Genomic DNA, 23,734 nt, shown 5'->3' with positions numbered 1-23,734 from the left:
CATCTCATGGGTAGTGATTGCATCGTCCCGCCACTTTGAACCAGCGGCGGGATTGATAGCGCGAGCGCTTGAGAATGATCTGTAACGTGGCGCAAGACGCAAGTCGAGCACAGCGTTATAGGGTCAAGTGAATAAGTGCATGTGGTGGATGCCTTGGCGATCACAGGCGATGAAGGACGTGCAAGCCTGCGAAAAGCGGGGGGGAGCTGGCAATGGAGCTTTGATCCCCCGATGTCCGAATGGGGAAACCCGGCCCGTAAGGGTCATCCCTGACTGAATACATAGGTCAGCGGAAGCGAACCGAGCGAACTGAAACATCTAAGTAGCTCGAGGAACAGAAATCAACCGAGATTCCCAAAGTAGTGGCGAGCGAACTGGGAGTAGCCTGCACGACTAAACCATTTACTTAACAAAACGGTCTGGAAAGTCCGACGATACAGGGTGATAGTCCCGTATGTGAAAAGTAAGTGGCGGGTCTGAGCGTGCGACAAGTAGGGCGGGACACGTGAAATCCTGTTTGAAGATGGGGGGACCATCCTCCAAGGCTAAATACTCGTGATCGACCGATAGTGAACCAGTACCGTGAGGGAAAGGCGAAAAGAACCCCGGGAGGGGAGTGAAATAGATCCTGAAACCGCATGCATACAAACAGTGGGAGCCTCGCAAGGGGTGACTGCGTACCTTTTGTATAATGGGTCAGCGACTTACGTTCAGTAGCGAGCTTAACCGAATAGGGGAGGCGTAGCGAAAGCGAGTCTGAATAGGGCGATTCAGTTGCTGGACGTAGACCCGAAACCAAGTGATCTATCCATGGCCAGGATGAAGGTGCCGTAACAGGTACTGGAGGTCCGAACCCACTAATGTTGAAAAATTAGGGGATGAGCTGTGGATAGGGGTGAAAGGCTAAACAAACTTGGAAATAGCTGGTTCTCCCCGAAAACTATTTAGGTAGTGCCTCATGTATCACTCTCGGGGGTAGAGCACTGTAATGGTTGGGGGGGTCATTGCGATCTACCCCGCCATAGCAAACTCCGAATACCGAGAAGTGCGAGCATGGGAGACAGACGGTGGGTGCTAACGTCCATCGTCAAGAGGGAAACAACCCAGACCGCCAGCTAAGGCCCCCAATGCGTGGCTAAGTGGAAAACGAGGTGGGAAGGCATAGACAGCCAGGAGGTTGGCTTAGAAGCAGCCATCCTTTAAAGAAAGCGTAATAGCTCACTGGTCGAGTCGTCCTGCGCGGAAGATGTAACGGGGCTCAAGCCACGAGCCGAAGCTGCGGATATGTCGTAAGACATATGGTAGGGGAGCGTTCTGTAAGTCTGCGAAGGTGTCTGGTAACGGATGCTGGAGATATCAGAAGTGCGAATGCTGACATGAGTAGCGATAAAGCGGGTGAAAGGCCCGCTCGCCGAAAGCCCAAGGTTTCCTACGCAACGTTCATCGGCGTAGGGTGAGTCGGCTCCTAAGGCGAGGCCGAAAGGCGTAGTCGATGGGAAACAGGTCAATATTCCTGTACCAGTCCATGATGCGATGGGGGGACGGAGAAGGTTATAGCAGCCGGGTGTTGGAAGTCCCGGTTTAAGCAGGTAGGCGTGCTGCGTAGGCAAATCCGCGCGGCTTAGCCGAGATGTGATGACGAGGACCCACGTGGTCCGAAGTGCTAGATACCACGCTTCCAAGAAAAGCCTCTAAGCTTCAGTCATGGAGTGACCGTACCGCAAACCGACACAGGTGGGCAGGATGAAAATTCTCAGGCGCTTGAGAGAACCCAGGAGAAGGAACTCGGCAAATTGATACCGTAACTTCGGGAGAAGGTATGCCCCTCGTACGTGAAGTCCCTCGCGGACGGAGCGGAAAGGGGTCGCAGAGAATCGGTGGCTGCGACTGTTTAATAAAAACACAGCACTCTGCAAACACGAAAGTGGACGTATAGGGTGTGACGCCTGCCCGGTGCCGGAAGGTTAAGTGATGGGGTGCAAGCTCTTGATCGAAGCCCCGGTAAACGGCGGCCGTAACTATAACGGTCCTAAGGTAGCGAAATTCCTTGTCGGGTAAGTTCCGACCTGCACGAATGGCGTAACGATGGCCACACTGTCTCCTCCTGGGACTCAGCGAAGTTGAAATGTTTGTGAAGATGCAATCTCCCCGCGGCTAGACGGAAAGACCCCATGAACCTTTACTGTAGCTTTGCATTGGACTTTGACGGGACTTGTGTAGGATAGGTGGGAGGCAGTGAGACGTGGTCGCCAGATCACGTGGAGCCAACCTTGAAATACCACCCTGGTGTCGTTGAGGTTCTAACCTAGGTCCGTGAATCCGGATCGGGGACCGTGCATGGCAGGCAGTTTGACTGGGGCGGTCTCCTCCTAAAAGGTAACGGAGGAGTTCGAAGGTTCGCTTGGTACGGTCGGACATCGTACCTAAAGTGCAATGGCAAAAGCGAGCTTGACTGCGAGACTGACACGTCGAGCAGGTGCGAAAGCAGGACATAGTGATCCGGTGGTTCTGTATGGAAGGGCCATCGCTCAACGGACAAAAGGTACTCTGGGGATAACAGGCTGATTCCGCCCAAGAGTTCACATCGACGGCGGAGTTTGGCACCTCGATGTCGGCTCATCACATCCTGGGGCTGTAGCCGGTCCCAAGGGTATGGCTGTTCGCCATTTAAAGTGGTACGTGAGCTGGGTTTAAAACGTCGTGAGACAGTTTGGTCCCTATCTGCCGTGGGCGCTGGAAGTTTGAGGGGACCTGCTCCTAGTACGAGAGGACCGGAGTGGACTTACCTCTGGTGTACCGGTTGTCACGCCAGTGGCATCGCCGGGTAGCTAAGTAGGGAAGAGATAAGCGCTGAAAGCATCTAAGCGCGAAACTCGCCTCAAGATGAGACTTCCCGGGGACTCGATCCCCCTGAAGGGTCGTGGAAGACCACCACGTTGATAGGCTGGGTGTGGAAGTGCAGTAATGCATTAAGCTAACCAGTACTAATTGCCCGTGCGGCTTGACCCTATAACCGTGTGTTCAACACCGCGGCTATACATCAAATTCAAAAGTGCCTCGCGCACAATCACACCATCCTTTACTTCTTCCACATGGCGGGCCAAAACCCCTCCATGACAAGCTTCAGCCTGGTGCACATAGCGCTGTGGAACCACCCCTTCCCATCCCGAACAGGACCGTGAAACGCAGCCGCGCCAATGATAGTGAGTACTACGCTCGCGAAAGTAGGTCAGTGCCAGGCTACCCTACGCTCCAACACAAAACGCCCGATCACAAAACAACGTGATCGGGCGTTCGTGTTTGCAAACAGCGAAACTGCATCAAAACAAACCCCTTCCTACACCACCCCCTTCGAACAGAGCGAAATCATCGTTTTCGCGCCTCCGAAAGTACTGCTTTTCAAACTGTAACGGCGAGATCTCATTGCTGGAACGATGCCGACGCGTCGGGTTGTAGAACCACTCGCTGTGGTCGAACACACCGGTGTGCGCATCACTCACGACAGGAACGGATGAGCGCGCGGGGCCGGGCATCCTTTTCGACGCCTGCCGACATTCGGGGCGTATGCGCGAAGCGAATTTGCCACTCGGATTCACACACATCGACGAACGGATGCGCCGAACCTTATAGTCCCCTGGGCTTGTGATGAAGGCGTCCTCATCCGAACTGCCTGGCACAGAGCGCGGCGACCTTCTTTTTCCATGTCACGCTCCTCGCTCACCCGGCGCGACTCCAGCTTCAGACGCGGAATTTCATCGGCCTATCCGTCTTGCTGTACCCGCTGAACCGGACTTGTCGAATAGCGATCGATTCACCTGTACGTGCTGACAACAAGGCGCACAGCGTCCTCGGCGACTGGATGACGAACGTCGTGTGCAAGGTCGAGAATCCGTATGACGGCAGTCCGACCGTAACGCGATTTACTCTTAGGCATCTCGGGCGCGTTTTTCCATACGCGTCGGGTGGCCGGCTAAACGAGCCATCTTCAGTTCATGTTGTGCTTCCCTTCGCAGGACACCAAGAGGCCCCTGTGCTATCCTTTAAGGCTATCCAAGGCTTCAATGCAGGCGCCTCTTTGCCTGTTTTTTTCAATCGATTCAAGGATATTGGCTGATGGCCCAGAGCACTTCTACGACACACTCCCTCGAGCGGACGATAAATATGTCCGTTGTTGCCGCTGACGTCGAAAAAGATGTTGCCGCCCGACTCGTCAAGATGGCACGTACGATAAAAATGCCGGGTTTCCGTCCGGGCAAGGTTCCGATGAAATTGGTGCAGCAACAATTTGCCGCCCAAGCACGCTCGGAAGCTTTCACTGAAGCGGTGCAGATGCAATTTGGCAACGTAGTACGCGAGCAGAAGCTTCGCGTGGCCGGTAATCCGAGGATTGAACCGCTTGAGTCAGCCGAACCCGGACAGGTTGCGTTCACTGCGACTTTCCAGGTTTATCCGGACATCGAACTTGCAGATTTATCCGATGCAACTCTGGAACAAGCCGTACTTCCCGTCGGTGATAGTGAGGTAGAGAAGACGATCGAAGTTCTCCGCAAGCAGCGCGTCACGTACTCCTTGGCCGACAAGAAGGCAGCGAAGGAGGATCGTCTGACCATCGATTTTCGTGGGACCCAGGAAGGGGTGCCGTTTGACGGAGGAGTTGCTGAGGATTTTCCGCTGGTGCTCGGTGCAGGGTCTCTGTTGCCGGAGTTTGAAGCCAGCCTAGAAGGTATGGCGCAAGGTGAATCAAAGTCTTTTCCGCTTACATTTCCCGACGACTATCAGGCTAAAGACTTGGCCGGAAAGACCGTTCAATTCGAAGTGACACTCAAGGCCGTCGAAGCCCCACAACTGCCAGCAATAGATGAGGAATTTGCGAGATCGCTCGGTGTTCCGTCCGGAGATGTTTCGTTGCTGAAGGCTGATGTCCGTACAAATCTGGAGCGCGAGGTGAAGAAGCGCCTCCATGCCCGTGTCAAGAATGAGGTCATGAACCTGCTGCTCGAAAAGCATACCTTTGATGTTCCGACTTCACTCTGTGAGCAGGAATCACATCGGCTTGCCGAGGAAGCGCTGTCAAATCTAGCCTCGCGGGGAATGAACGTAAAGGACATTCCTGTCGAGCCGACGTGGTTCCTAGCTCAGGCCGAACGGCGAGTTCGTCTTGGCTTGCTTGTTGCAGAAGCGGTCAAGAAGCACGAACTCTACGCAAAACCAGAGCAGATCCGAGCTGTGGTCGAAGAACAGGCGCAAAGTTATGAGGATCCCGCCGACGTCGTCCGCTGGTACTACAGCGATACGCAACGCCTCGCGCAAGTCGAAGCAATGGTCGTAGAGGATAACGTGGTCGATTGGGTGCTCGCGAACGTCAAGGTAACGCCAAAAACGGTTGAGTTTGACGAGCTGATGGCGTCCAACTGACCTGAATCGTTGAGCAATCTGCTGGCGACCCAAAGCACAGGCCGGTAACCAGATAAACTTGGAGCAGGCATACCTGCTTCAATAAGGAGTGAAACGAATGATGTCGGAAACCGTAGGCTTGGGCCTCGTGCCCATGGTCATCGAGCAGAGTGGACGTGGCGAACGGGCGTATGACATCTACTCGCGCCTGTTGCGCGAGCGAGTCATTTTTCTTGTCGGCCCGGTTAATGACTCGACGGCGAACGTGATTGTTGCGCAGTTGCTGTTTCTAGAATCTGAAAATCCCGACAAGGACATTTTCTTCTACATCAATTCACCTGGTGGGTCGGTCACCGCCGGGCTTTCGATTTACGACACGATGCAGTTCATAAAGCCTGCGGTATCGACGCTGTGCATCGGACAGGCCGCGAGCATGGGGGCGTTCCTGTTGTCAGCTGGTGAAAAGGGCAAGCGTTTCTGTCTTCCGAACTCGCGCGTCATGATCCACCAACCGATGGGTGGCTTCCAAGGGCAAGCTTCGGACATCGAGATACATGCCCGTGAAATTTTGACTTTGCGCTCAAGGTTGAACGCGATCATGGCGCATCACACGGGTCAGCCCATTGAAACTATTGAACGTGACACCGATCGAGACAACTTCCTGTCAGCCGAACAGGCCCGTGATTACGGCATCATTGACAAGGTACTGACGACCCGCGCCGAAGGCACAACCTGATCCTTCACGCTGTGCAGTAACTTTGAAGTCTGGAGTAGAGCCATGACCGACAAAAAATCGGGGTCCGAGAAACTGCTGTATTGCTCTTTTTGCGGAAAGAGTCAGCACGAGGTAAAAAAGCTCATTGCCGGGCCCTCGGTGTTCATTTGCGATGAATGCATCGACTTGTGCAACGACATCATTCGCGATGAGATCAGCAGTGAGCAGTCGGGTAAAGCTGCGCGCAGTGACTTGCCGTCGCCGAAAGAAATATGCGAGATACTTGATCAGTACGTAATCGGTCAATCCCCTGCGAAGCGTATTTTGGCTGTTGCCGTGTATAACCACTACAAGCGTCTGCGCCATATGTCGCGCAAGGACGAAGTCGAGTTATCGAAGAGCAACATCCTGCTCGTTGGGCCGACGGGTTCGGGTAAGACGCTACTTGCACAAACGCTTGCTCGTCTTCTCAATGTGCCGTTCGTAATGGCAGATGCTACGACGCTGACAGAAGCCGGCTACGTTGGCGAGGACGTCGAGAACATCATCCAGAAACTGCTGCAGAAGTGCGACTACGAAGTCGAGCGGGCGCAGCAAGGTATTGTTTATATTGACGAGATCGACAAGATTTCCCGCAAGTCCGACAATCCTTCTATCACTCGCGATGTGTCCGGAGAAGGTGTTCAGCAGGCGCTTCTGAAGCTGATCGAAGGAACGGTGGCCAGCGTGCCGCCGCAGGGTGGCCGCAAACATCCCAACCAGGACTTCGTCCAGGTCGACACGACAAACATACTGTTCATCTGCGGCGGTGCTTTCGACGGTCTCGAGAAAGTGATCCGCAATCGCACCGAGCAGTTCGGTATCGGGTTCGGGGCGGAGGTAAAGAGTCGCGAAAATCGAAATTCCGGGGAAGCGCTCCGTGACGTCGAGCCGGAGGATTTGATCAAATTTGGTCTCATTCCTGAGTTTGTAGGCCGTTTGCCGGTTGTGGCTACGCTGCAGGAACTCGATGAAGAGGCGCTTATCCAGATATTGATCGAGCCCAAGAACGCGTTGATCAAGCAGTATCAGAAGCTTTTCCAGATGGAAGGCGTCGAACTGGAAATCCGGCCTGCAGCACTTCAGGCCATTGCTGGTAAGGCACTTAAGCGAAAAACTGGGGCACGTGGACTGCGAAGTATTATCGAGTCAGCGCTGCTCGACACCATGTATGAACTTCCGGGGATCGATAACGTCACCAAAGTTGTCATTGATGAGGGTGTGATCGAAGGCGAAGGCAAGCCCATCATGCTGTTTGCAGACCAACCCAAAGTGTCAGGATCGAACTGAAGCCCGCGAACCGGATGTCGCGTAACGCGGGTGCGCCTTCGAGGTGGCTTGATTCGGGCATAGCCGCCCCAATCTGTCTGACACTGTCGCGTTAAGGAATATCAATGTCCAGTCTTCAAACCGTCCCGGAACAACTGGAGCTCCCACTCCTGCCGCTGAGGGACGTTGTTGTTTTTCCCCACATGGTCATCCCGCTTTTCGTCGGGCGTCCGAAGTCGATCAAGGCGCTGGAATCGGCCATGGAGTCCGGCAAGAGCATCTTGCTGGTGGCTCAGAAGTCAGCCGCCAAGGACGAGCCGAGTCCGGATGATCTGTACCGCATCGGCTGCGTCGCCAATATCCTGCAGATGTTGAAGCTGCCCGACGGCACCGTGAAAGTGCTTGTCGAAGGTACCCAGCGTGCGACGGTCGAAGACATCGTCGATATCAAGACGCTGTTCATGGCAAACATCACTACCGTTCCGGCTGTCGAGCAGACCTCGCACGAGATCGAGGCGATGCGCCGTGCGCTGATCGGCCAGTTCGACCAGTACGTCAAGTTGAACAAGAAAATCCCGCCGGAGATCCTGACGTCGCTGTCGAGCATCGAAGAAGCGGGCCGTCTTGCCGACACGGTCGCAGCACACCTACCGCTGAAGCTCGAGCAGAAGCAGGACATACTCGAACTGTTCGGCACCGGGGAGCGTATCGAGCGCCTGCTGTCGCAGCTGGAAACAGAACTCGACATCCTGCAGGTCGAAAAGCGCATTCGCGGTCGCGTGAAGCGGCAAATGGAGAAAAGTCAGCGCGAGTATTACCTGAACGAACAGGTCAAGGCCATCCAGAAAGAGCTGGGCGAGGGCGAGGACGGCGCGGATCTCGAAGAAATCGAAAAGAAGATCAAGGCTGCCGGTATGACAAAGGAAGCCATCGCCAAGGCGCAGTCTGAACTGAAGAAGCTGAAGTTGATGTCGCCCATGTCGGCCGAAGCGACGGTCGTACGCAATTTCATCGAAACGCTGGTCGGCCTGCCCTGGCGCAAGAAGTCACGCATTTTCAAGGATCTCGCCGAAGCTGAAAAGGTATTGGATCGCGACCATTACGGACTTGAGAAGGTAAAGGAGCGCATTCTCGAGTACCTGGCTGTGCAGCAGCGTGTGGACAAGCTGAAGGCGCCCATATTGTGTCTGGTTGGCCCTCCGGGTGTCGGCAAGACTTCGCTAGGCCAGTCGATCGCCAAGGCGACGAATCGCAAGTTCGTGCGCATGGCGCTCGGCGGTGTGCGTGATGAGGCGGAAATTCGTGGTCACCGCCGGACCTACATTGGGTCGATGCCTGGCAAGATTTTGCAGAATATGACCAAGGTGGCGGTAAAGAATCCGCTTTTCCTGCTGGATGAAGTCGACAAGATGGGGCAAGACTTCCGAGGCGATCCATCATCAGCCTTGCTGGAAGTGCTTGATCCCGAACAAAATTCGACCTTCGTCGATCATTACGTCGAAGTCGAATACGATCTGTCCGACGTCATGTTTGTTGCTACGGCCAACACGCTGAACATTCCGGCGCCACTGCTCGATCGGATGGAAGTCATCCGCTTGTCCGGTTATACGGAGGACGAAAAGGTCAACATCAGTCAACGGTATCTGGTTCCGAAGCAGATCAAGAACAATGGTCTGAAGAAGGAAGAGATTTCGATCACTGAAGATGCTCTGCGCGACATCGTTCGCTACTACACCCGGGAGGCCGGTGTGCGTGCGCTGGAGCGCGAGGTGTCGAAGATCTGCCGCAAGGTGGTCAAGGGCTTGGTGCTGAAGAAGCGTTCGTCGAAGATCATCATCAACGCGAAGAACCTGGACAAATTCCTCGGTGTCCGTCGTTATACCTTCGGCATCGCGGAGAAGGACAATCAGGTGGGTCAGGTTACGGGTCTGGCATGGACGGAAGTCGGTGGCGAACTGCTCACGATCGAGGTCGCGACGATGCCGGGCAAAGGTGTCGTGCAGCGCACCGGTTCGCTCGGAGACGTGATGAAGGAATCGGTCGAGACTGCGCGTTCAGTCGTCAGATCGCGTGCGCGTCGCTTGGGCATCAAGGACGAAGTGTTCGAAAAGGTCGACCTGCATGTGCACTTTCCGGAAGGCGCCACGCCCAAGGACGGACCGTCGGCTGGTATCGCCATCACGACTGCACTGGTGTCCGCTCTGAGCGGGATCCCCGTGCGTGCCGATGTGGCCATGACAGGTGAAATCACGTTGCGTGGCGAAGTGCTGGGCATTGGCGGTCTTAAGGAAAAGCTGCTTGCTGCGGTGCGAGGCGGTATCCGTACAGCTCTGATTCCGCATGAAAATGTTAAGGATCTGGCGGACATGCCTGATACGCTGAAAAACTCGATCGAGATCGTTTCGGTCAGGTGGATCGACGAAGTGCTTGAACGTGCGCTGGAGCGCAAGCCCGACGCACTGCCAGATGCCGATCCCTCGGCAACGATTGCCAAAGTCGAAGACGCCGCGGTTGCCGCCGCTACCGTCATTACTCACTGACAGTACGCGCCACCTCAGCCCGCGACACCTCTTGTGAGGTATCATCGCGGGCTGTTTTTCGCAGTACCCAAAGCTCGCGCAGCAATCGGCGGGTGCTTAGCTCAGTTGGTAGAGCGTCGCCCTTACAAGGCGAATGTCGGCGGTTCGAGCCCGTCAGCACCCACCAGAACGGAGTGGTAGTTCAGTTGGTTAGAATACCGGCCTGTCACGCCGGGGGTCGCGGGTTCGAGTCCCGTCCACTCCGCCAAAACTGACAGCGGGCGAACCTGGGTTCGCCTTTTTCATTTTTCGCGCCCGCAGCACGCGGGCCCCGCGAAAGGTTCATATGTTTGATGCGGTTCGCAACAACAAGCGCGTGGTCCAGGGTGTCCTGTTGCTGATGATCCTGCCGTTCGCGTTTTTCGGCGTCGAATCCTACGTAAATAGCGACGTGCAGCGTGAAGATGCCGCAGTCGTCGGCAGTGCGAAGATCGCGCAGGAAGAATTCACCGCTGCTTTGCGCGACCAGCAGGACCGATTGCGCGAAATGATGGGAGAGGAATTCGACCCGAAGATCATGGAACGCGCCGAGGTACGCAGCCAGGCGCTTGACGGTCTGGTGAGCCAGCGTTTGCTGATCCAGGAAGCGCAACGCACAAACCTGACCGTACCCGATGCGCGCATGAGCCAGATCATCGCCGCGATCCCCGGGTTTCAGGTGGATGGCAAGTTTTCCGAGGCGCGTTTTGACCAGGTTGCGCAGTCGCAGGGCTACAGTCGCGACGGGCTGCTCGCCCGAATCCGCCAGGATCTGTTGATTCGCCAACTTTACGCAGGTATTGCCGGGAGTTCGTTCGTTCCGGCGTCGCTCGCGAAGCGTTGGGCGCAAATGCAGCAGGAACAGCGCGAAGTCAGCGAGGCGGTCATCACGCCCTTCGAATTCATCGAGCAGATCGCCATCACGCCCGAGCAGGTGCGCAAATACTACGACGACAATCTCAAGCAGTTCGAGGTACCCGAGCAGGTCAAGGTGGAATACCTGACGCTTAGCGAAGCCGCGCTCGCCGCAACCATGGACGTGAGCGAAGAAGACATCCGGAAAACCTACGAAGCAGATCAGTCGCGCTACATGCAGGGCGAAGAACGCAAAGCCAGTCACATCCTGCTGACGATAGACGCATCGGCCCCTCCCGATGAGCGTACCGCGGTGCGCACGAAGGCCGAGGCTCTGCTCAAGACGCTGCGCGCCGATCCATCAAAGTTCGCGGAACTGGCTAAAGAGAATTCGCAGGATCCCGGCTCGAAGGACGCGGGTGGCGATCTTGGCTATTTCGGACGCGGAACGATGGTAAAGCCATTCGAAGATGCCGTGTTCGCGCTCAAGCCTGGCCAGATCAGCGGCGTCGTCGATTCGGATTTTGGCGTGCACATCATTCAGCTCACCGAAGTCCGTGGCGGTCAGGGCAAGACGCTCGACGAGGCGAGGGCGGAAATTGCCGAGGAACTGAAGAAGCAGTCGGCGCGCCGCAAATTCGCCGAACTGGCTGAGGTGTTCAGCAATACCGTTTACGAGCAGGCCGATTCCCTCGCGCCGGCCGCCGAAAAGCTCGGCCTTCAGGTGAAAACCAGCCCCTTGATTCCGAAGGGTTTCCTGATGCCGGCGCCGTTCGATAACGAAAAGCTGCGCGACGCAATTTTTGCGGAGGACGCGGTAAAGAACCGCCGGAACACGCAGGCGATCGAAACGGCTTCCAATACGCTGGTGTCTGCACGTGTCATCGAACAGCTGCCTGCGTCGGTCAAACCGTTCGACAGTGTGCAGGCGGAAATCGAAAAGCGACTCGGTCTTGCTGCCGGCGAAAAGATGGCGCGCGAGCGTGGCGAAGCCGCCATCGCTAAGTTGAAGGCGGGAGAGAATGCATCACTGAACTGGTCACCGCCGCAGGATGTCTCGCGCGCCCAGGCGCAGGGACCGGCTGCGGAAATGGTGCGCGCGATCTTCAATGCGCCTGCCAACGCGCTGCCTGCCTACCTTGGTTTCCCGATGGGTAACGGAGGTTATGCGGTGTTCCGCATCAGCGCTGTCAAGCAACCGAAGGAAGCACTTGACCCGCAACGCATCGAAGCAATCAAAGCCCAGCTTGACCAGACCGTTTCGCAGGATGATTTTGCAGCCTATCTGGGTTCATTGCGTCAGCGCTATCCGGTCACCATCAACAGCAAGGCGATCGAAGCAGCGAAGCAGCAGTAGCCGCGGCGCGCATGCAAAAAAGGCCGCCTTGAGGGCGGCCTTTTTTTATGGCGTTTTCAGCCGGCAGGATCCGGCATCGGTGCGTTGCGCAGGCCGACCAGGAAGGTATCGACCAGCCAGGGCGCGGACTTCTGCAGGTCGAAGTCGCGTCGTTCGATCCAGCTGCGCATCAGTCCGCCAATGAACGCATGCATCGCCTCCGCGGTTTCCCGTGGCGGGAGGTGCGTGGGCAACTGCCCGATCCGCACCGCAGCGCCGAATACGACTTCAAGCATATCGAGACAGCGGCTGTGGGTCTCGAGTTCACGGCTGCGCAGACGGTCGAAATCCGGCCCGCCATCCAGCTTGCAGAACTTGATTTCAAACACTGCTTGAACGCGTTCGCAGTCAGTCAGCATGCGCAGCACGCGGATCGCGTCATTGCGCAAAAAGCCGAGAGGATCTGTGCCCGGGTCGGCCGCAAGATCGCCAAGCATCGCCTGCATCGGCGTTGTGACGCGCTCGCACACCGCCTCGAAGATATCCGCCTTGTTCTCGAAGTGCCAGTACACCGCGCCGCGAGTATGCCCAGCGCTTTTCGCGATGTCGTCCAGCGTGGTTCCCGCAACCCCCTTTTCACGAAAGCAGCGTTCTGCGGCATCAAGCAGCTGCAGCCTCGTTGCTTCAGCTTCTTCTTTGGTGCGTCGGACCATATGAGGCAATCTTTTTACAAACAAGCTTGAATGTATATAAGTACGCGCGACGCGTCAAACGCGCCTGTGGCGACCGTACATCAATTCGACGCCAGAGGTTTCGGCGGCCGTGCGTAGTGGGTCGGCTATCATGACCCCACCACAACTTCGTCACTACACCACAGGAGGCACGACATGGGATTGCTGAATTTCCTGAAAGATGCGGGCGAAAAGCTCTTCGGTTCCGGTGAAGCCAAGGCCGCAACCGAACAGGTCAAGGCGGCGCCTACACCGGAGAACCGCGCAAAGCTCGACCGCGCCGCCGGTGATGCCATCAAGATGTATATCGAAAAGCTGGGCTTGTCGGCCACTGCGCTCAATGTGTCCTTTGACGGCAGTACCTCGACATGCACGGTGTCTGGAACCTGCGCCGATCAGGCGACGCGCGAGCGCATCGTGCTGTCAGCCGGCAACGTGGCCGGTGTGTCCTCGGTTCAGGATCAGCTCAATGTGCTCAACCTCGAGTCGGAAGCCCAGTATCACGACGTGAAGTCGGGCGACACCCTGTCGAAGATCGCCAAGACCTACTACGGCGACGCCAACAAGTACCCGCTGATCTTTGAAGCCAACCGCCCGATGTTGTCGCATCCGGACAAGATCTATCCGGGACAGAAACTCCGTATTCCGCCCAAGCCCTGACCATCCCGACGCCCGCAAGGCAAAAAAAAGCCCGAACCTCGGTTCGGGCTTTCAAGACTGGTGGGCAGTACTGGGATCGAACCAGTGACCCCCGCCGTGTGAAGGCGGTGCTCTACCGCTGAGCTAACTGCCCTGCATTCGTGACAGGGCGCGAATACTAGCGGTTAAGCGAAGTGCCGTCAAATGGCCGCTGCGCTGGCGGTACAATCGCGCGCTCATCTTTCGCAGGCATTGCCATGACTCAAGTTGTCCGTACGCGATTCGCGCCGAGTCCGACCGGTTACCTCCACATCGGCGGCGCGCGCACGGCGCTGTTTTCCTGGGCGTACGCCCGTCATCATGGCGGCCAGTTCGTGTTGCGCATCGAAGATACCGATGTGGCGCGTTCCACGCCCGAGGCGGTACAGGCAATCATCGACGGCATGAACTGGCTCGACCTCGGACATGACGAGGGTCCGTTCTTCCAGATGCAGCGCATGGACCGCTACAAGGAGGTCATCGCGCAGCTGCTGGAACAGGGCCATGCCTACCGCTGCTACACAACGCAGGAAGAACTCGACACGCTGCGCGAACAGCAGCGAGCCAGCAACGAGAAACCTCGCTACGACGGCCGTTGGCGTCCAGGGCCTGGCCGCACGCTGCCCGAGCCGCCGCAGGGCGTCGAGCCGGTCATCCGCTTCTGCAATCCCGTCACCGGTGTGGTGGTATGGGACGATCAGGTCAAGGGACGCATTGCGATCGCCAATGATGAACTGGACGACCTCATCATCGCGCGCGCCGACGGTACGCCGACCTACAATTTCTGCGTCTGCGTGGACGACTGGGACATGGGCATCACCCATGTAATCCGCGGAGACGATCACGTGAACAACACACCGCGCCAGATCAACATCCTGCGAGCGCTGGGTGCCAACGTGCCGCAGTACGCCCACCTGTCGATGATCCTCGGCGACGATGGCCAGAAGCTGTCGAAGCGCCACGGTGCTGTCAGCGTAATGCAGTACGAAGAAGACGGTTATCTGCCCGAAGCGGTCATCAATTACCTGGCGAGGCTGGGCTGGAGCCACGGCGATGACGAAGTCTTTTCGCGCGAACAGTTTGTCGGGTGGTTCGATCTTGACCACATCACGCCGTCGGCAGCGCAGTTCAATACCGAAAAGCTGCGCTGGCTGAATGGGCACTATCTGAAGCTGTCCGACAATGTCCGGCTCGCTGCCGATGTCGCGAGCCGCCTGGCACGTCGAGGTGTCGATCCGGAGGCCGGTCCGCAGCTCGAACCGCTGATCGCGCTGTACAAGGACCGCGCTGCCACCCTGGTCGAACTGACCGATGCGCTCGAAGCCTTCTACATTGATCTTCACGTGTCGCCCGACATGCTTGCGCAGCACCTGACCGATCCGGCGCGTGACGCGCTGCGCAAGCTGGCCGCACGTCTTGAAGGTGCGCCGTGGGACAAGGCGGCGCTTTCGTCAGCGATCAAGGAAACCTGTGCCGAGTGCGGCATGAAGATGCCGCAGGTGGCGATCCCGCTGCGCGTGGCGCTGATCGGCCAGCCGCAGACGCCGTCGATCGATGCCGTGCTGGAAGCGTTTGGCCGCGAGCGGGTTCTGGCCCGCCTTGCACGCGTGTGCTGAGTCTGCTCGGCCCGAGCCTGTCAGGTCGCACTCTGTCCGCTCGGTCGCTCGGACCTGCGTTGCGCACGTCATGTCGTGTCAGGGCGGTGCAGCATCACTTTTGAAGTAATGCGACTCACGCCCTCTCCTCCGCTTTACCCGGCACAGGGTCCTGGTCATCCGGGTTCGGAATGAGCAGCCGCTTAAGGGCCCACCGGGCTGGCTGCGCTGCGAGGCGGCTCGAGAAATCAACAGTGCGGCGTCGGCGGACGCTTCCTTGCACCTAAAAGTGTTGATCTTTTCCAGAGCCTGCCAGCCCGATGGCCGACTGTTGCACCTGCTGTTCCGGGCATACACTCGCCAGCGTGTGAGCTTTCCGCCGTGGCGCCGCCCCGGCTCCCCGCATGAACCGCATATTCATCAGTTACCGCAGTGCCGACGGCACCAAGGACGCCAGCCGGCTGGCCGACGACCTGGGCGACGTTTTCGGCGCCGAGCAGGTCTTTCTCGACCGGCACGACCTCAGGGGCGGCGGCAGCTGGCGTGAGGCGATCGCCAGCGCCATCGGCAAGCGGCCGGTCGTGCTGCTGCTGATCACGCCAGCTTTCTTCGGCGCGCGTCACGACGATGGTCACCTCAGAATCGAGGATGCGGACGATCCGGTACGCGGCGAGATTCAGTCTGCGATCGCTGCCGGCGCAACCCTGATGCCGTTGCGCGTCGATGGCGCGCCGATGCCAACCGCCGACAGCTTGCCCGAGCCCTTGCGCAGCGTCACCGAATGGCACGCGCTGCCGCTGCGTACAGACGACTGGTCGGCCCTTGATCTGCCGCGCGTTGTCGCTGACATCGAACGACTCGGTGTGCCGCGTGCGGCGCCAGAGAAATCCGCCGGCACTGCAGGGAAGCGTCGGCTGGTCCTGAGTTCGGGCATTGCGCTTGCGGCCGTTGCCGGTGCTGGCATATTGCTCCGTTCCGCCTATCCACCCGTCGACGCAACAGCGCCGTTGTCAGTGGTACCGAATACGCTGGATGGCGACTGGTTTCTTGTTTCCACCGACGGTCAGCGCACACCGGCGCACCTGCGCCAGCGCGGCGATACTGTCGAATTGCGAACCGAGCCGGTGCGCATCGACAGTCGGCCGGAATGGGCGAACTACATCGCGTCACTGGCTGCAGACGGCACGCAGCTCTCGCATGTGCGCTACACCGCGCGCGGAGAGATTTTTGGCGACGAACTCGACATGGCGCTGATGTTGATCAGTGGCGACGGCAGCTTCGAAGTGGCCGGTGGCAATCTGCATGTGCGAAAGTCGGCCGATGCACGAATCCTTGATGGCAAGGTGTCGCTGAATACGGGTGATGAAGAAGTGGTGCGTCTCGAGCGCGCACGTTGACGCCCGAACGCCAAAAAAAAAGGGCACCCCTCGGGTGCCCTGAAAACATCCTCACGGAGAGAGAGGAAGAGGAATGCTGAAACGCCTGCCTAGTCGCCCTGGACAAGGTTGCCGTTCTGCAGCTTCACCTTGTCGCCGACATGCCAGCTCGGTGCGGTGTCCAGCGTGACCGTACGATAGTCACCATTGTTCATGCGAACCCCCACTTCGTGCCGGGTGGTCTTGCGCTGTGTCTTTTCGATCTGGTGCCCGGCGTAGGCGCCGCCGGCGATGCCGATGATCGTGGCAACGGTGCGGCCGCTGCCCTTGCCGACATTGTTGCCGAGCAGGCCACCCACCACACCACCGGCCGCAGCGCCCAGCCCGCTCGGATCGGCCGCTGCCTGCACTTCGCGGATTGATTCGACGATGCCGCAGTCTATACACAGCGGGGCCGGTGCTGTCCGGTAATCGTTCTCAATACGGTAAGAATCTGCACGCGACGCATCGACCGGTCGTTCGATGTCACGCGGCGGTGCCGCGGTGATGTCGATGCCCGGGTCGTAAGTCCGGTCTGCCACGCGTATCGGGCGCGCGTCGGCGTACTGCGTTGGCTCGGCCTTCCTGGATTGCGCGGCCTTCGCGACCGGCTTTTCAGCGACCGCCGGCCTGGGCGGTGCGTACGCGACGACCGGCGGCTCTGCAACCGGGGTCATAGATGCGACCGCAGTCGCAGCAACTGGATCGACGCTGGCCACCGCGCTCACAGGGACCGCTGCCGGCGCAGGCGAGCGTTCGAGCACCCCGGTCATGGAAGCGATGCCGACCGCGCTGAAGGCAGTGATCGACAGCGCGGCTACCCACAGCGCCGGGTGCAGCGAGCGGGCTGAAGCAGTGCGGGCTGGTGTATTCATGTGTGTTCTCCTGTGGATGCAGCGCATGAACGGAGTAACGCATGCCCGAGTAAATGAAAGCGACCCCTGTTTGTAAGGATCCATTTCCGGGGGGCTTCCGACGCCTGCGCAAGCGCTCGGGCAGCACGCGGCAGGCCATGCTGTTTCAGTCGCGCCAATAGCCGGGGAAAACCCCGCTTCTTTCCGGGGTTCGAGAGCGCCCCGGTGCGCTGAAATACTGCCATGGCTTCCTCCCTCTCGCTCCGGCAGGCAATCGGCACCCCGAACATCCAGCAACTGGCTGCGCCGATACTGATCATCCTCATCCTGTCGATGATGGTGCTGCCGCTGCCCACCTTCGTGCTGGACGTGTTCTTCACCTTCAATATCGCGCTGTCCGTGATGGTGATGCTGGTTGCGCTCTACACAACACGCGCCCTCGATTTTTCGGTTTTCCCGACGGTCCTGCTGGTGACCACCTTGCTGCGGCTGTCGCTGAACGTCGCCTCCACCCGCGTCGTGCTGCTCGAAGGCCACACCGGTCCGGATGCCGCGGGCAAGGTGATCGAAGCGTTCGGGCACTTTCTGGTCGGCGGCAATTACGCGGTTGGGATCGTCGTATTCATCATCCTGACCGTCATCAATTTCGTGGTCGTGACCAAGGGCGCAGGGCGCATCGCCGAAGTCGGCGCGCGTTTCACGCTTGACGCGATGCCCGGCAAGCAGATGGCCATCGACGCCGATCTCAACGCCGGCCTGATCGGCGAAGAGGATGCGCGACGCCGTCGCAAGGAAATCGCCGACGAGGCGGATTTCTACGGATCGATGGACGGTGCTTCGAAGTTTGTCCGCGGTGACGCGGTCGCCGGCATCATGATTCTGCTGATCAACGTCATCGGCGGCCTGCTGATCGGCGTCATGGAGCACGACATGAGCGCCGGCGAAGCCGCCAAGGCCTACGTGCTTCTGACCATCGGCGACGGCCTGGTGGCGCAGATTCCGGCGCTGATCATTTCGATCGCAGCCGGTCTGGTGGTGTCGCGTGTCGGCAGTGGTCAGGACGTCGGCGGCCAAGTCATCGGCCAGCTGTTCGGCGACCCGCGCGTACTGGCCATTTCTGCCGGCATCCTCGGCCTGATGGGCATGATCCCGGGGATGCCCAACTTCGTGTTCCTGCTGCTCGCCTCGGTGCTGGGCTATCTGGCATGGCGCGGTGTGAATGCCCAGGCGGCGCCAAAGGCGAAGGAAGTCGCCGAGAAAGCGGCCGCGGCGCAGGCGGCCGAAGGCGCCAGCGTGGTGATGCCCGAGTCGCAGGAAGCGGCATGGAGCGACGTGGTGCCGGTCGATACGCTGGGCCTCGAAGTCGGTTACCGCCTGATCCCTCTGGTCGATCGCGGACAGGACGGCGAACTGCTGAAGCGCATCCGTGGCCTGCGCAAGAAGTTCGCCGCCGAAATTGGCTTCCTGACCGCACCGGTGCACATCCGCGACAACCTCGAACTCAAGCCCAACGGCTACCGCATCACGCTCAAGGGCGTCGATGTCGGCAGCGGCGAGGCGTATCCGGGCAGCCTGATGGCGATCAACCCGGGGCGAGTGGCGGGAGCGCTGCCAGGCCGTGAAGCGAAGGATCCGGCGTTCGGCCTGCCGGCCGTGTGGATCGAACAAGGTCTGCGAGAACAGGCGCATGCGCTGGGCTACACCGTCGTCGATGCGGCCACCGTGGTGGCGACCCACTTGAACCACCTCATCCTGAGCCACGCTGCAGAACTGCTCGGCCGGCAGGAAGTGCAGGCGCTGCTCGACCACGTCGGCAAGGATCAACCACGCCTGATCGAGGACCTGGTGCCCAAGGCGCTGCCGCTGGGCACCGTGCAGCGTGTGCTGCAGAGCCTGCTTGAAGAGGGCGTGGCCATTCGCGACATGCGCTCCATCATCGAAACGCTGGCTGACTATGCGGCGCGTACCCAGGACACGCTGGAGCTGACTTCCCGCGTCCGCGTGGCGCTGGGCCGCGCCATCGTGCAGCAGCTGTTCCCCGGCAATGCCGATGTGCAGGTCATGGTGCTCGACCCGGGCCTCGAGCGCCTGCTCGGCCAGGCTCTGGGTTCCGGCGGTGACGGTTCCGTGATCGAACCTGGTCTGGCCGACACGCTGATGCACGAAGTCGCCCGCAGCGCGCAGCAGCAGGAAGAAATGGGTCTACCAGCCGTGCTGCTGGTACCCGCGCCGCTGCGCTGGCTGCTGTCGCGCTTCCTGCGCCGCGCCGTACCGAGTCTGAAAGTTGTTGCCAATTCCGAAGTTCCTGAAACACGCACCATCAAAGTGACCTCTGTCATCGGAGTCAAATCATGACGCCTCGCAAATACCTCGCAGCCAGTGCGCGCGACGCACTTCGTCGCATCAAGGAAGAGCTCGGTCCGGACGCCATCGTGCTGTCCAATCGACCGGTCGAAGGCGGGGTGGAAATCCTTGCGCTGCCGGCCAATGCACTTGACGCGATGACGGCCGCAGCCAGAAAGCCGGCGCCGAAGGCGGAACCGGTCGCCATGGCGCCGCAAGCCGATGACGAGGACTTCCAGCTCACGCTGTCGAGCAGCGTCGCCGCACGCAGCGCCGCACGCAGTCCCGCGCCAAGCGCCGCCCGGGTGGCTGCCGCGAGCACCGAGGTGCGCGCGCCCAAGCCCTGGCAACCGTACAAACCCCGTCCGGCCACGCCGAGCGAACTGCGCGACATGGCTTATGGCCGCGACATTCCGGCCGCCAACACCCGCATGGAACAAGCGAGGCCCGACGCTGCACAGCTCGATCCGGTACAGCTCGGTGCCCACGCCGAGGTCGCGCTGCGTCGTCCGGCCGCCGAATCCGTTCCGGCACCGCAACGCGCCACCGTCCCGGTTGCCGACCGGGCGCCCGAAATCGACGGTGCGCTGCGCGCCGAGCTGGGCAGCATCCGCCGCATGCTCGAACAGCAGCTGGCCGGTTTCGCATGGGGCGAAATGTCGCGCACGTCGCCGCTCAACGCCACGCTCGCCGCCGAAATGCTGGAATCCGGCTTCAGCGCCACCACCACCTACCGCCTGCTCGACCAGCTGGGCGCCTCCGACTCGCTGGCCGCCGCGCGCAACGAACTGCGTACGCTGATCGGGCGCGACCTGATCACGCTCAATTCCGACGCCGACATCATCGACCGAGGCGGCGTGTACGCGCTGGTCGGTCCGACCGGTGTCGGCAAGACCACGACGACGGCCAAGCTTGCCGCGCGCTGCGTGGTGCGACACGGTGCCGACAAGGTGGCGCTGCTGACGACCGACGGCTACCGGATCGGTGCCCACGAACAGCTCCGAATCTACGGCCGCATCCTCGGTGTGCCGGTGCATGCGGTGCGCGATGCCTCCGACCTGCGCCGCATGCTGGTTGAACTGCGCGACAAGCACATGGTGCTGATCGACACCGTCGGCATGAGCCAGCGCGATCAGGCGGTGACCGAACAGATCGCCATGCTGTCGTCCAGCGGTGATGTGCGCCGCTTGCTGTTGCTCAACGCCGTCGCCCGAGCGGATGCGCTCGACGATGTGGTGCGCGCCTACTCGGCGCCGAATGGCGGGGCCGATCTGGCGGGTGCCATCATCAGCAAGGTCGATGAATCGGTGACGCTCGGGCCGGTGCTCGACGTACTGATGCGCCACCAGTTGCCGCTCTTCTATGTCGCCAACGGCCAGCGCGTGCCGGAAGACCTGCACCTCCCCAATCGCGCCTACCTGCTGCACCGTGCGTTGCGCGCGGCCGGTGAGGATTCACCACAGCACCTGTCGGTGCAGGACGCCGGACTGGTCATGGCATCGTCGCGTCGCGCCGCGCGCAGCGAGGTGAGCCGTGGCTGATTCGATGAAGGACCAGGCTGCCGGGTTGCGCGCCATGTTCCGCCGCTACCCGACCCAGCGCATCAGCGTGGCGGGCGCGATGGCCGGCGTCGGCGCGACCTCGGTGGCCCTCGGCGCCGCAATCGAGGCGGCGCGCAGCGGCCTGCGTGTCACCGTCATCGACGAACATCAGGGGCTGGGTTCGGCGACCGCCCGTCTCGGGCTGACATCGCGGCTTGACCTGCTGCAGGCGATCAATCGGGATGCGCCGCTGGCGTCGGTACCGCTGCTGTCGCAGCACGGCGTGACGGTGGTGCCGGCTGCGCGCCTTGCGCAGAATTCGAGGCAGCTGAATCGCCTGCAACTTGAGGCGCTCGACGAAGCATTGATCGAACTGACCCGCGAAACCGAGTTGCTTATCGTCGATTGCGCGCTCGAAGAATCGCAACTGTCAGCGCTGGCCCGTCGTGCCGACCGTCTGGCGGTGGTGACTGCAGCCTCCGGTGTCAGCGTCACCGCTGCATACGCGCTTATCAAGCGCCACCTGACCGGCAACGCGCCGCTGTCGGCCGGTGCCGTGCGCCCGGTGCATGTCGGCGTCAGCCGCGCCCGCTCGGTGTCGGACGCCCGACAGGCCTTCGCCAGCCTGAATGGCGTGGTGAGCGAACATCTGGGCAGCGCGCTGCACTGGCTGGGTTGCCTGCCTGCCGGCTATCAGCGGCCGAATTTTGTCGTGGCGGGTGACGATGCCCTCAAGATCGGACGTGATCTTGCCGAAAAGCTCTTCGTGACCCGCGAGACGGAAAAACCCGGTATGTTGATGCCGCACAACGACACCCAGTCAGGCGATCCGGCCGGACTGCCAGATGGGCTTTCGGCACGCGTAGCCTGATCGCGCAGCCGGCCGAAGCAGAGGACAACCTATGTATACCGCATCCGGAACACTGGACCGCGACCAGCTCGCCAAGCACTATGCGCCGCTGGTCAAGCGCATCGCCTACCACCTGATGGCCAAGTTGCCGGCCAGCGTGCAGGTCGAAGACATCATCCAGAACGGCATGCTCGGGCTGCTTGATGCGATGAACCGCTATGAAGAAGGCCTCGGCGCGCAGTTCGAAACGTATGCCGTGCAGCGCATCCGCGGCGCCATGCTCGACGGCCTGCGCGAAAACGACTGGCTGCCGCGCAGCCTGCGACGCGACATGCGTCGTATCGAAACCGCCATCACCACGCTGGAGCAGGCCAAGGGCCGTCAGCCGACCGAAGGCGAGCTGGCCGAATCGCTCGGCATGCCGCTGGGCGAGTACCAGAAGATGCTGCAGGAGGCGCGAGGCTACCAGCTCGTCTACTTCGAAGATTTCACCAACGGTGACGACGATGATTATCTGGATCGTCACAGCGTCGGCACCGAAGATCTCGATCCGCTCGCCCGGCTGCTCGACAAGAACATGCGCGACGTACTGGTGCGCGCCATCGGCGATCTGCCGGATCGCGAAAAGACTGTCATGGGGCTGTACTACGAAGAAGACCTGAACCTGCGCGAGATCGGCGAGATTCTCGGCGTGTCCGAATCGCGCGTGTGCCAGCTGCACAGTCAGGCCATCGCGCGCCTGCGCAGCCGCATCTCGGCGCGCACCTGAGCGCGCCGGCCAGATTCCAATGCGTGTCGATCGTCTCAGCATCGTCGGCCTTGCTCTCGGCATCGCCGCCATCATGGCGGGTCAGGTGCTCGAAGGGGGCAGCCTGTCATCGCTGTTCCAGCCGGCCGCGCTGGTCATCGTGCTCGGGGGCACATTGGGAGCGACCATGCTGCAGACCCGATTTCCCATTTTCATGCGTGGCATGCGCATGGGCGGCTGGGCGTTTTCTGCGCCGACAGCCTTACCCGACGACATGATCCGCAAACTGGTCGGCTGGGCCACGCTGTCGCGACGCGAGGGCATTCTGGTGCTGGAAAAACACATCGGCAACGAACCTGACCCGTTTTTCCGCAAGGGCGTGCAGTTGCTGGTTGATGGCGCCGATTCGGAACGCCTGCGCGAGGTCATGGAGGTCGAGATCACGACCTACGAAACCACGCTGCGCCAGGCTGCCCGTGTGTGGGATGCCGCCGCGGGCTACGCACCGACGATAGGCATTCTGGGCGCGGTTCTGGGCCTGATTCACGTGATGGAAAACCTGGGCGATCCGTCCCGGCTTGGTGCCGGCATCGCCACTGCCTTCGTGGCGACGATCTACGGTGTCGGCAGCGCGAATCTGATCTTCCTGCCGATCGGGCGCAAGCTGCAGATGCATGTCACCCAGCTGATCAGCCTGCGCGAAATGTTCGTCGACGGTCTGGCCGGCATCGCCAACGGCGACAACCCGCGCATCATCGAAAGCCGCTTGCTCGGCTATGTCGCGCCGGTGCCCGGTTGAGTGCGCAGGCGGAC

15 protein-coding genes, 3 tRNA genes and 2 rRNA genes are annotated in these 23,734 nt (G+C 60.0%); 17 read left to right on the top strand and 3 right to left on the bottom strand.

Annotation, left to right across the window (positions count from 1 at the left end; translation table 11 throughout):
* Positions 1–121: 121 nt before the first annotated feature.
* The 9 genes from BSY238_RS03825 (at position 122) to BSY238_RS18975 (ending at position 12,187) form a co-directional block, all read left to right on the top strand.
* Positions 122–3,009 (top strand): 23S ribosomal RNA (locus tag BSY238_RS03825).
* 118 nt (positions 3,010–3,127) lie between these two features.
* Positions 3,128–3,241: ribosomal RNA gene (gene rrf, locus BSY238_RS03820) — 5S ribosomal RNA — on the top strand.
* Between the two features lie 872 nt (positions 3,242–4,113).
* A complete protein-coding gene (gene tig, locus BSY238_RS03815; protein WP_069037978.1) occupies positions 4,114–5,415 on the top strand; it encodes a trigger factor in 1,302 nt (433 codons plus the stop codon).
* Positions 5,416–5,512: 97 nt separating this feature from the next.
* Complete coding sequence (gene clpP, locus BSY238_RS03810; protein ID WP_069037977.1) at positions 5,513–6,130, top strand: ATP-dependent Clp endopeptidase proteolytic subunit ClpP; 618 nt, start codon at positions 5,513–5,515, stop codon at positions 6,128–6,130.
* 42 nt (positions 6,131–6,172) lie between these two features.
* Complete coding sequence (gene clpX, locus BSY238_RS03805) at positions 6,173–7,438, top strand: ATP-dependent Clp protease ATP-binding subunit ClpX (RefSeq protein ID WP_069037976.1); 1,266 nt, start codon at positions 6,173–6,175, stop codon at positions 7,436–7,438.
* 104 nt (positions 7,439–7,542) lie between these two features.
* Complete coding sequence (gene lon, locus BSY238_RS03800; protein WP_069037975.1) at positions 7,543–9,957, top strand: endopeptidase La; 2,415 nt, start codon at positions 7,543–7,545, stop codon at positions 9,955–9,957.
* Positions 9,958–10,047: 90 nt separating this feature from the next.
* A tRNA-Val gene (locus BSY238_RS03795) sits at positions 10,048–10,123 on the top strand.
* A gap of 4 nt (positions 10,124–10,127) precedes the next feature.
* Positions 10,128–10,204, top strand: a tRNA-Asp gene (locus BSY238_RS03790).
* Between the two features lie 78 nt (positions 10,205–10,282).
* Entirely contained in the window at positions 10,283–12,187 is a 1,905-nt protein-coding gene (locus tag BSY238_RS18975; protein ID WP_069037974.1) for a SurA N-terminal domain-containing protein, read from the top strand.
* Positions 12,188–12,243: 56 nt separating this feature from the next.
* Here BSY238_RS18975 and BSY238_RS03780 read toward each other — a convergent pair whose 3' ends face one another.
* Complete coding sequence (locus BSY238_RS03780; RefSeq protein ID WP_069037973.1) at positions 12,244–12,879, bottom strand: TetR family transcriptional regulator; 636 nt, start codon at positions 12,877–12,879, stop codon at positions 12,244–12,246.
* Positions 12,880–13,053: 174 nt separating this feature from the next.
* Here BSY238_RS03780 and lysM point away from each other — a divergent pair, with 174 nt between their 5' ends.
* On the top strand, positions 13,054–13,557 hold the full coding sequence (gene lysM, locus BSY238_RS03775) for a peptidoglycan-binding protein LysM (protein ID WP_069037972.1): 504 nt from the start codon (positions 13,054–13,056) through the stop codon (positions 13,555–13,557).
* A gap of 58 nt (positions 13,558–13,615) precedes the next feature.
* On the opposite strand, the gene BSY238_RS03770 is transcribed toward lysM, so the two are convergent.
* Positions 13,616–13,690: transfer RNA gene (locus tag BSY238_RS03770), tRNA-Val, on the bottom strand.
* A gap of 103 nt (positions 13,691–13,793) precedes the next feature.
* Here BSY238_RS03770 and gltX point away from each other — a divergent pair.
* Together gltX and BSY238_RS03760 are read left to right on the top strand one after the other, a co-directional pair.
* Positions 13,794–15,191 carry a glutamate--tRNA ligase gene (gene gltX, locus BSY238_RS03765; RefSeq protein WP_069037971.1) on the top strand — a complete coding sequence of 466 codons (1,398 nt, stop codon included), beginning with the start codon at positions 13,794–13,796 and terminating at the stop codon, positions 15,189–15,191.
* 383 nt (positions 15,192–15,574) lie between these two features.
* On the top strand, positions 15,575–16,567 hold the full coding sequence (locus BSY238_RS03760) for a toll/interleukin-1 receptor domain-containing protein (protein WP_069037970.1): 993 nt from the start codon (positions 15,575–15,577) through the stop codon (positions 16,565–16,567).
* 89 nt (positions 16,568–16,656) lie between these two features.
* On the opposite strand, the gene BSY238_RS03755 is transcribed toward BSY238_RS03760, so the two are convergent.
* On the bottom strand, positions 16,657–17,460 hold the full coding sequence (locus BSY238_RS03755) for a glycine zipper 2TM domain-containing protein (RefSeq protein ID WP_069037969.1): 804 nt from the start codon (positions 17,458–17,460) through the stop codon (positions 16,657–16,659).
* Positions 17,461–17,682: 222 nt separating this feature from the next.
* Here BSY238_RS03755 and flhA point away from each other — a divergent pair, with 222 nt between their 5' ends.
* The 5 genes from flhA to BSY238_RS03730 are packed head-to-tail and all read left to right on the top strand — an operon-like array spanning position 17,683 to position 23,720.
* A complete protein-coding gene (gene flhA, locus BSY238_RS03750; protein WP_069037968.1) occupies positions 17,683–19,794 on the top strand; it encodes a flagellar biosynthesis protein FlhA in 2,112 nt (703 codons plus the stop codon).
* Positions 19,791–21,323, top strand: coding sequence for a flagellar biosynthesis protein FlhF (flhF, locus tag BSY238_RS03745; protein ID WP_069037967.1), 1,533 nt, complete (start codon positions 19,791–19,793; stop codon positions 21,321–21,323). Before flhA ends, flhF begins: the two co-directional genes overlap by 4 nt.
* The gene (locus BSY238_RS03740) at positions 21,316–22,194 is read left to right on the top strand and encodes a MinD/ParA family ATP-binding protein (protein WP_069037966.1); all 879 of its coding nucleotides are present in this window, start codon (positions 21,316–21,318) and stop codon (positions 22,192–22,194) included. Before flhF ends, BSY238_RS03740 begins: the two co-directional genes overlap by 8 nt.
* A 31-nt stretch (positions 22,195–22,225) precedes the next feature.
* Positions 22,226–22,942: an RNA polymerase sigma factor FliA gene (locus BSY238_RS03735; protein ID WP_069037965.1), complete on the top strand. Its 717-nt coding sequence runs from the start codon at positions 22,226–22,228 to the stop codon at positions 22,940–22,942.
* A gap of 19 nt (positions 22,943–22,961) precedes the next feature.
* A complete protein-coding gene (locus BSY238_RS03730) occupies positions 22,962–23,720 on the top strand; it encodes a flagellar motor protein (RefSeq protein ID WP_069037964.1) in 759 nt (252 codons plus the stop codon).
* Positions 23,721–23,734: the final 14 nt, after the last annotated feature.

This window comes from Methyloversatilis sp. RAC08 (genome assembly GCF_001713355.1).
Classification (GTDB): Bacteria; Pseudomonadota; Gammaproteobacteria; order Burkholderiales; family Rhodocyclaceae; genus Methyloversatilis.
The sequence above is the reverse complement of the archived record's forward strand: the minus strand, read 5'-3'. Positions and strand labels throughout refer to the sequence as shown.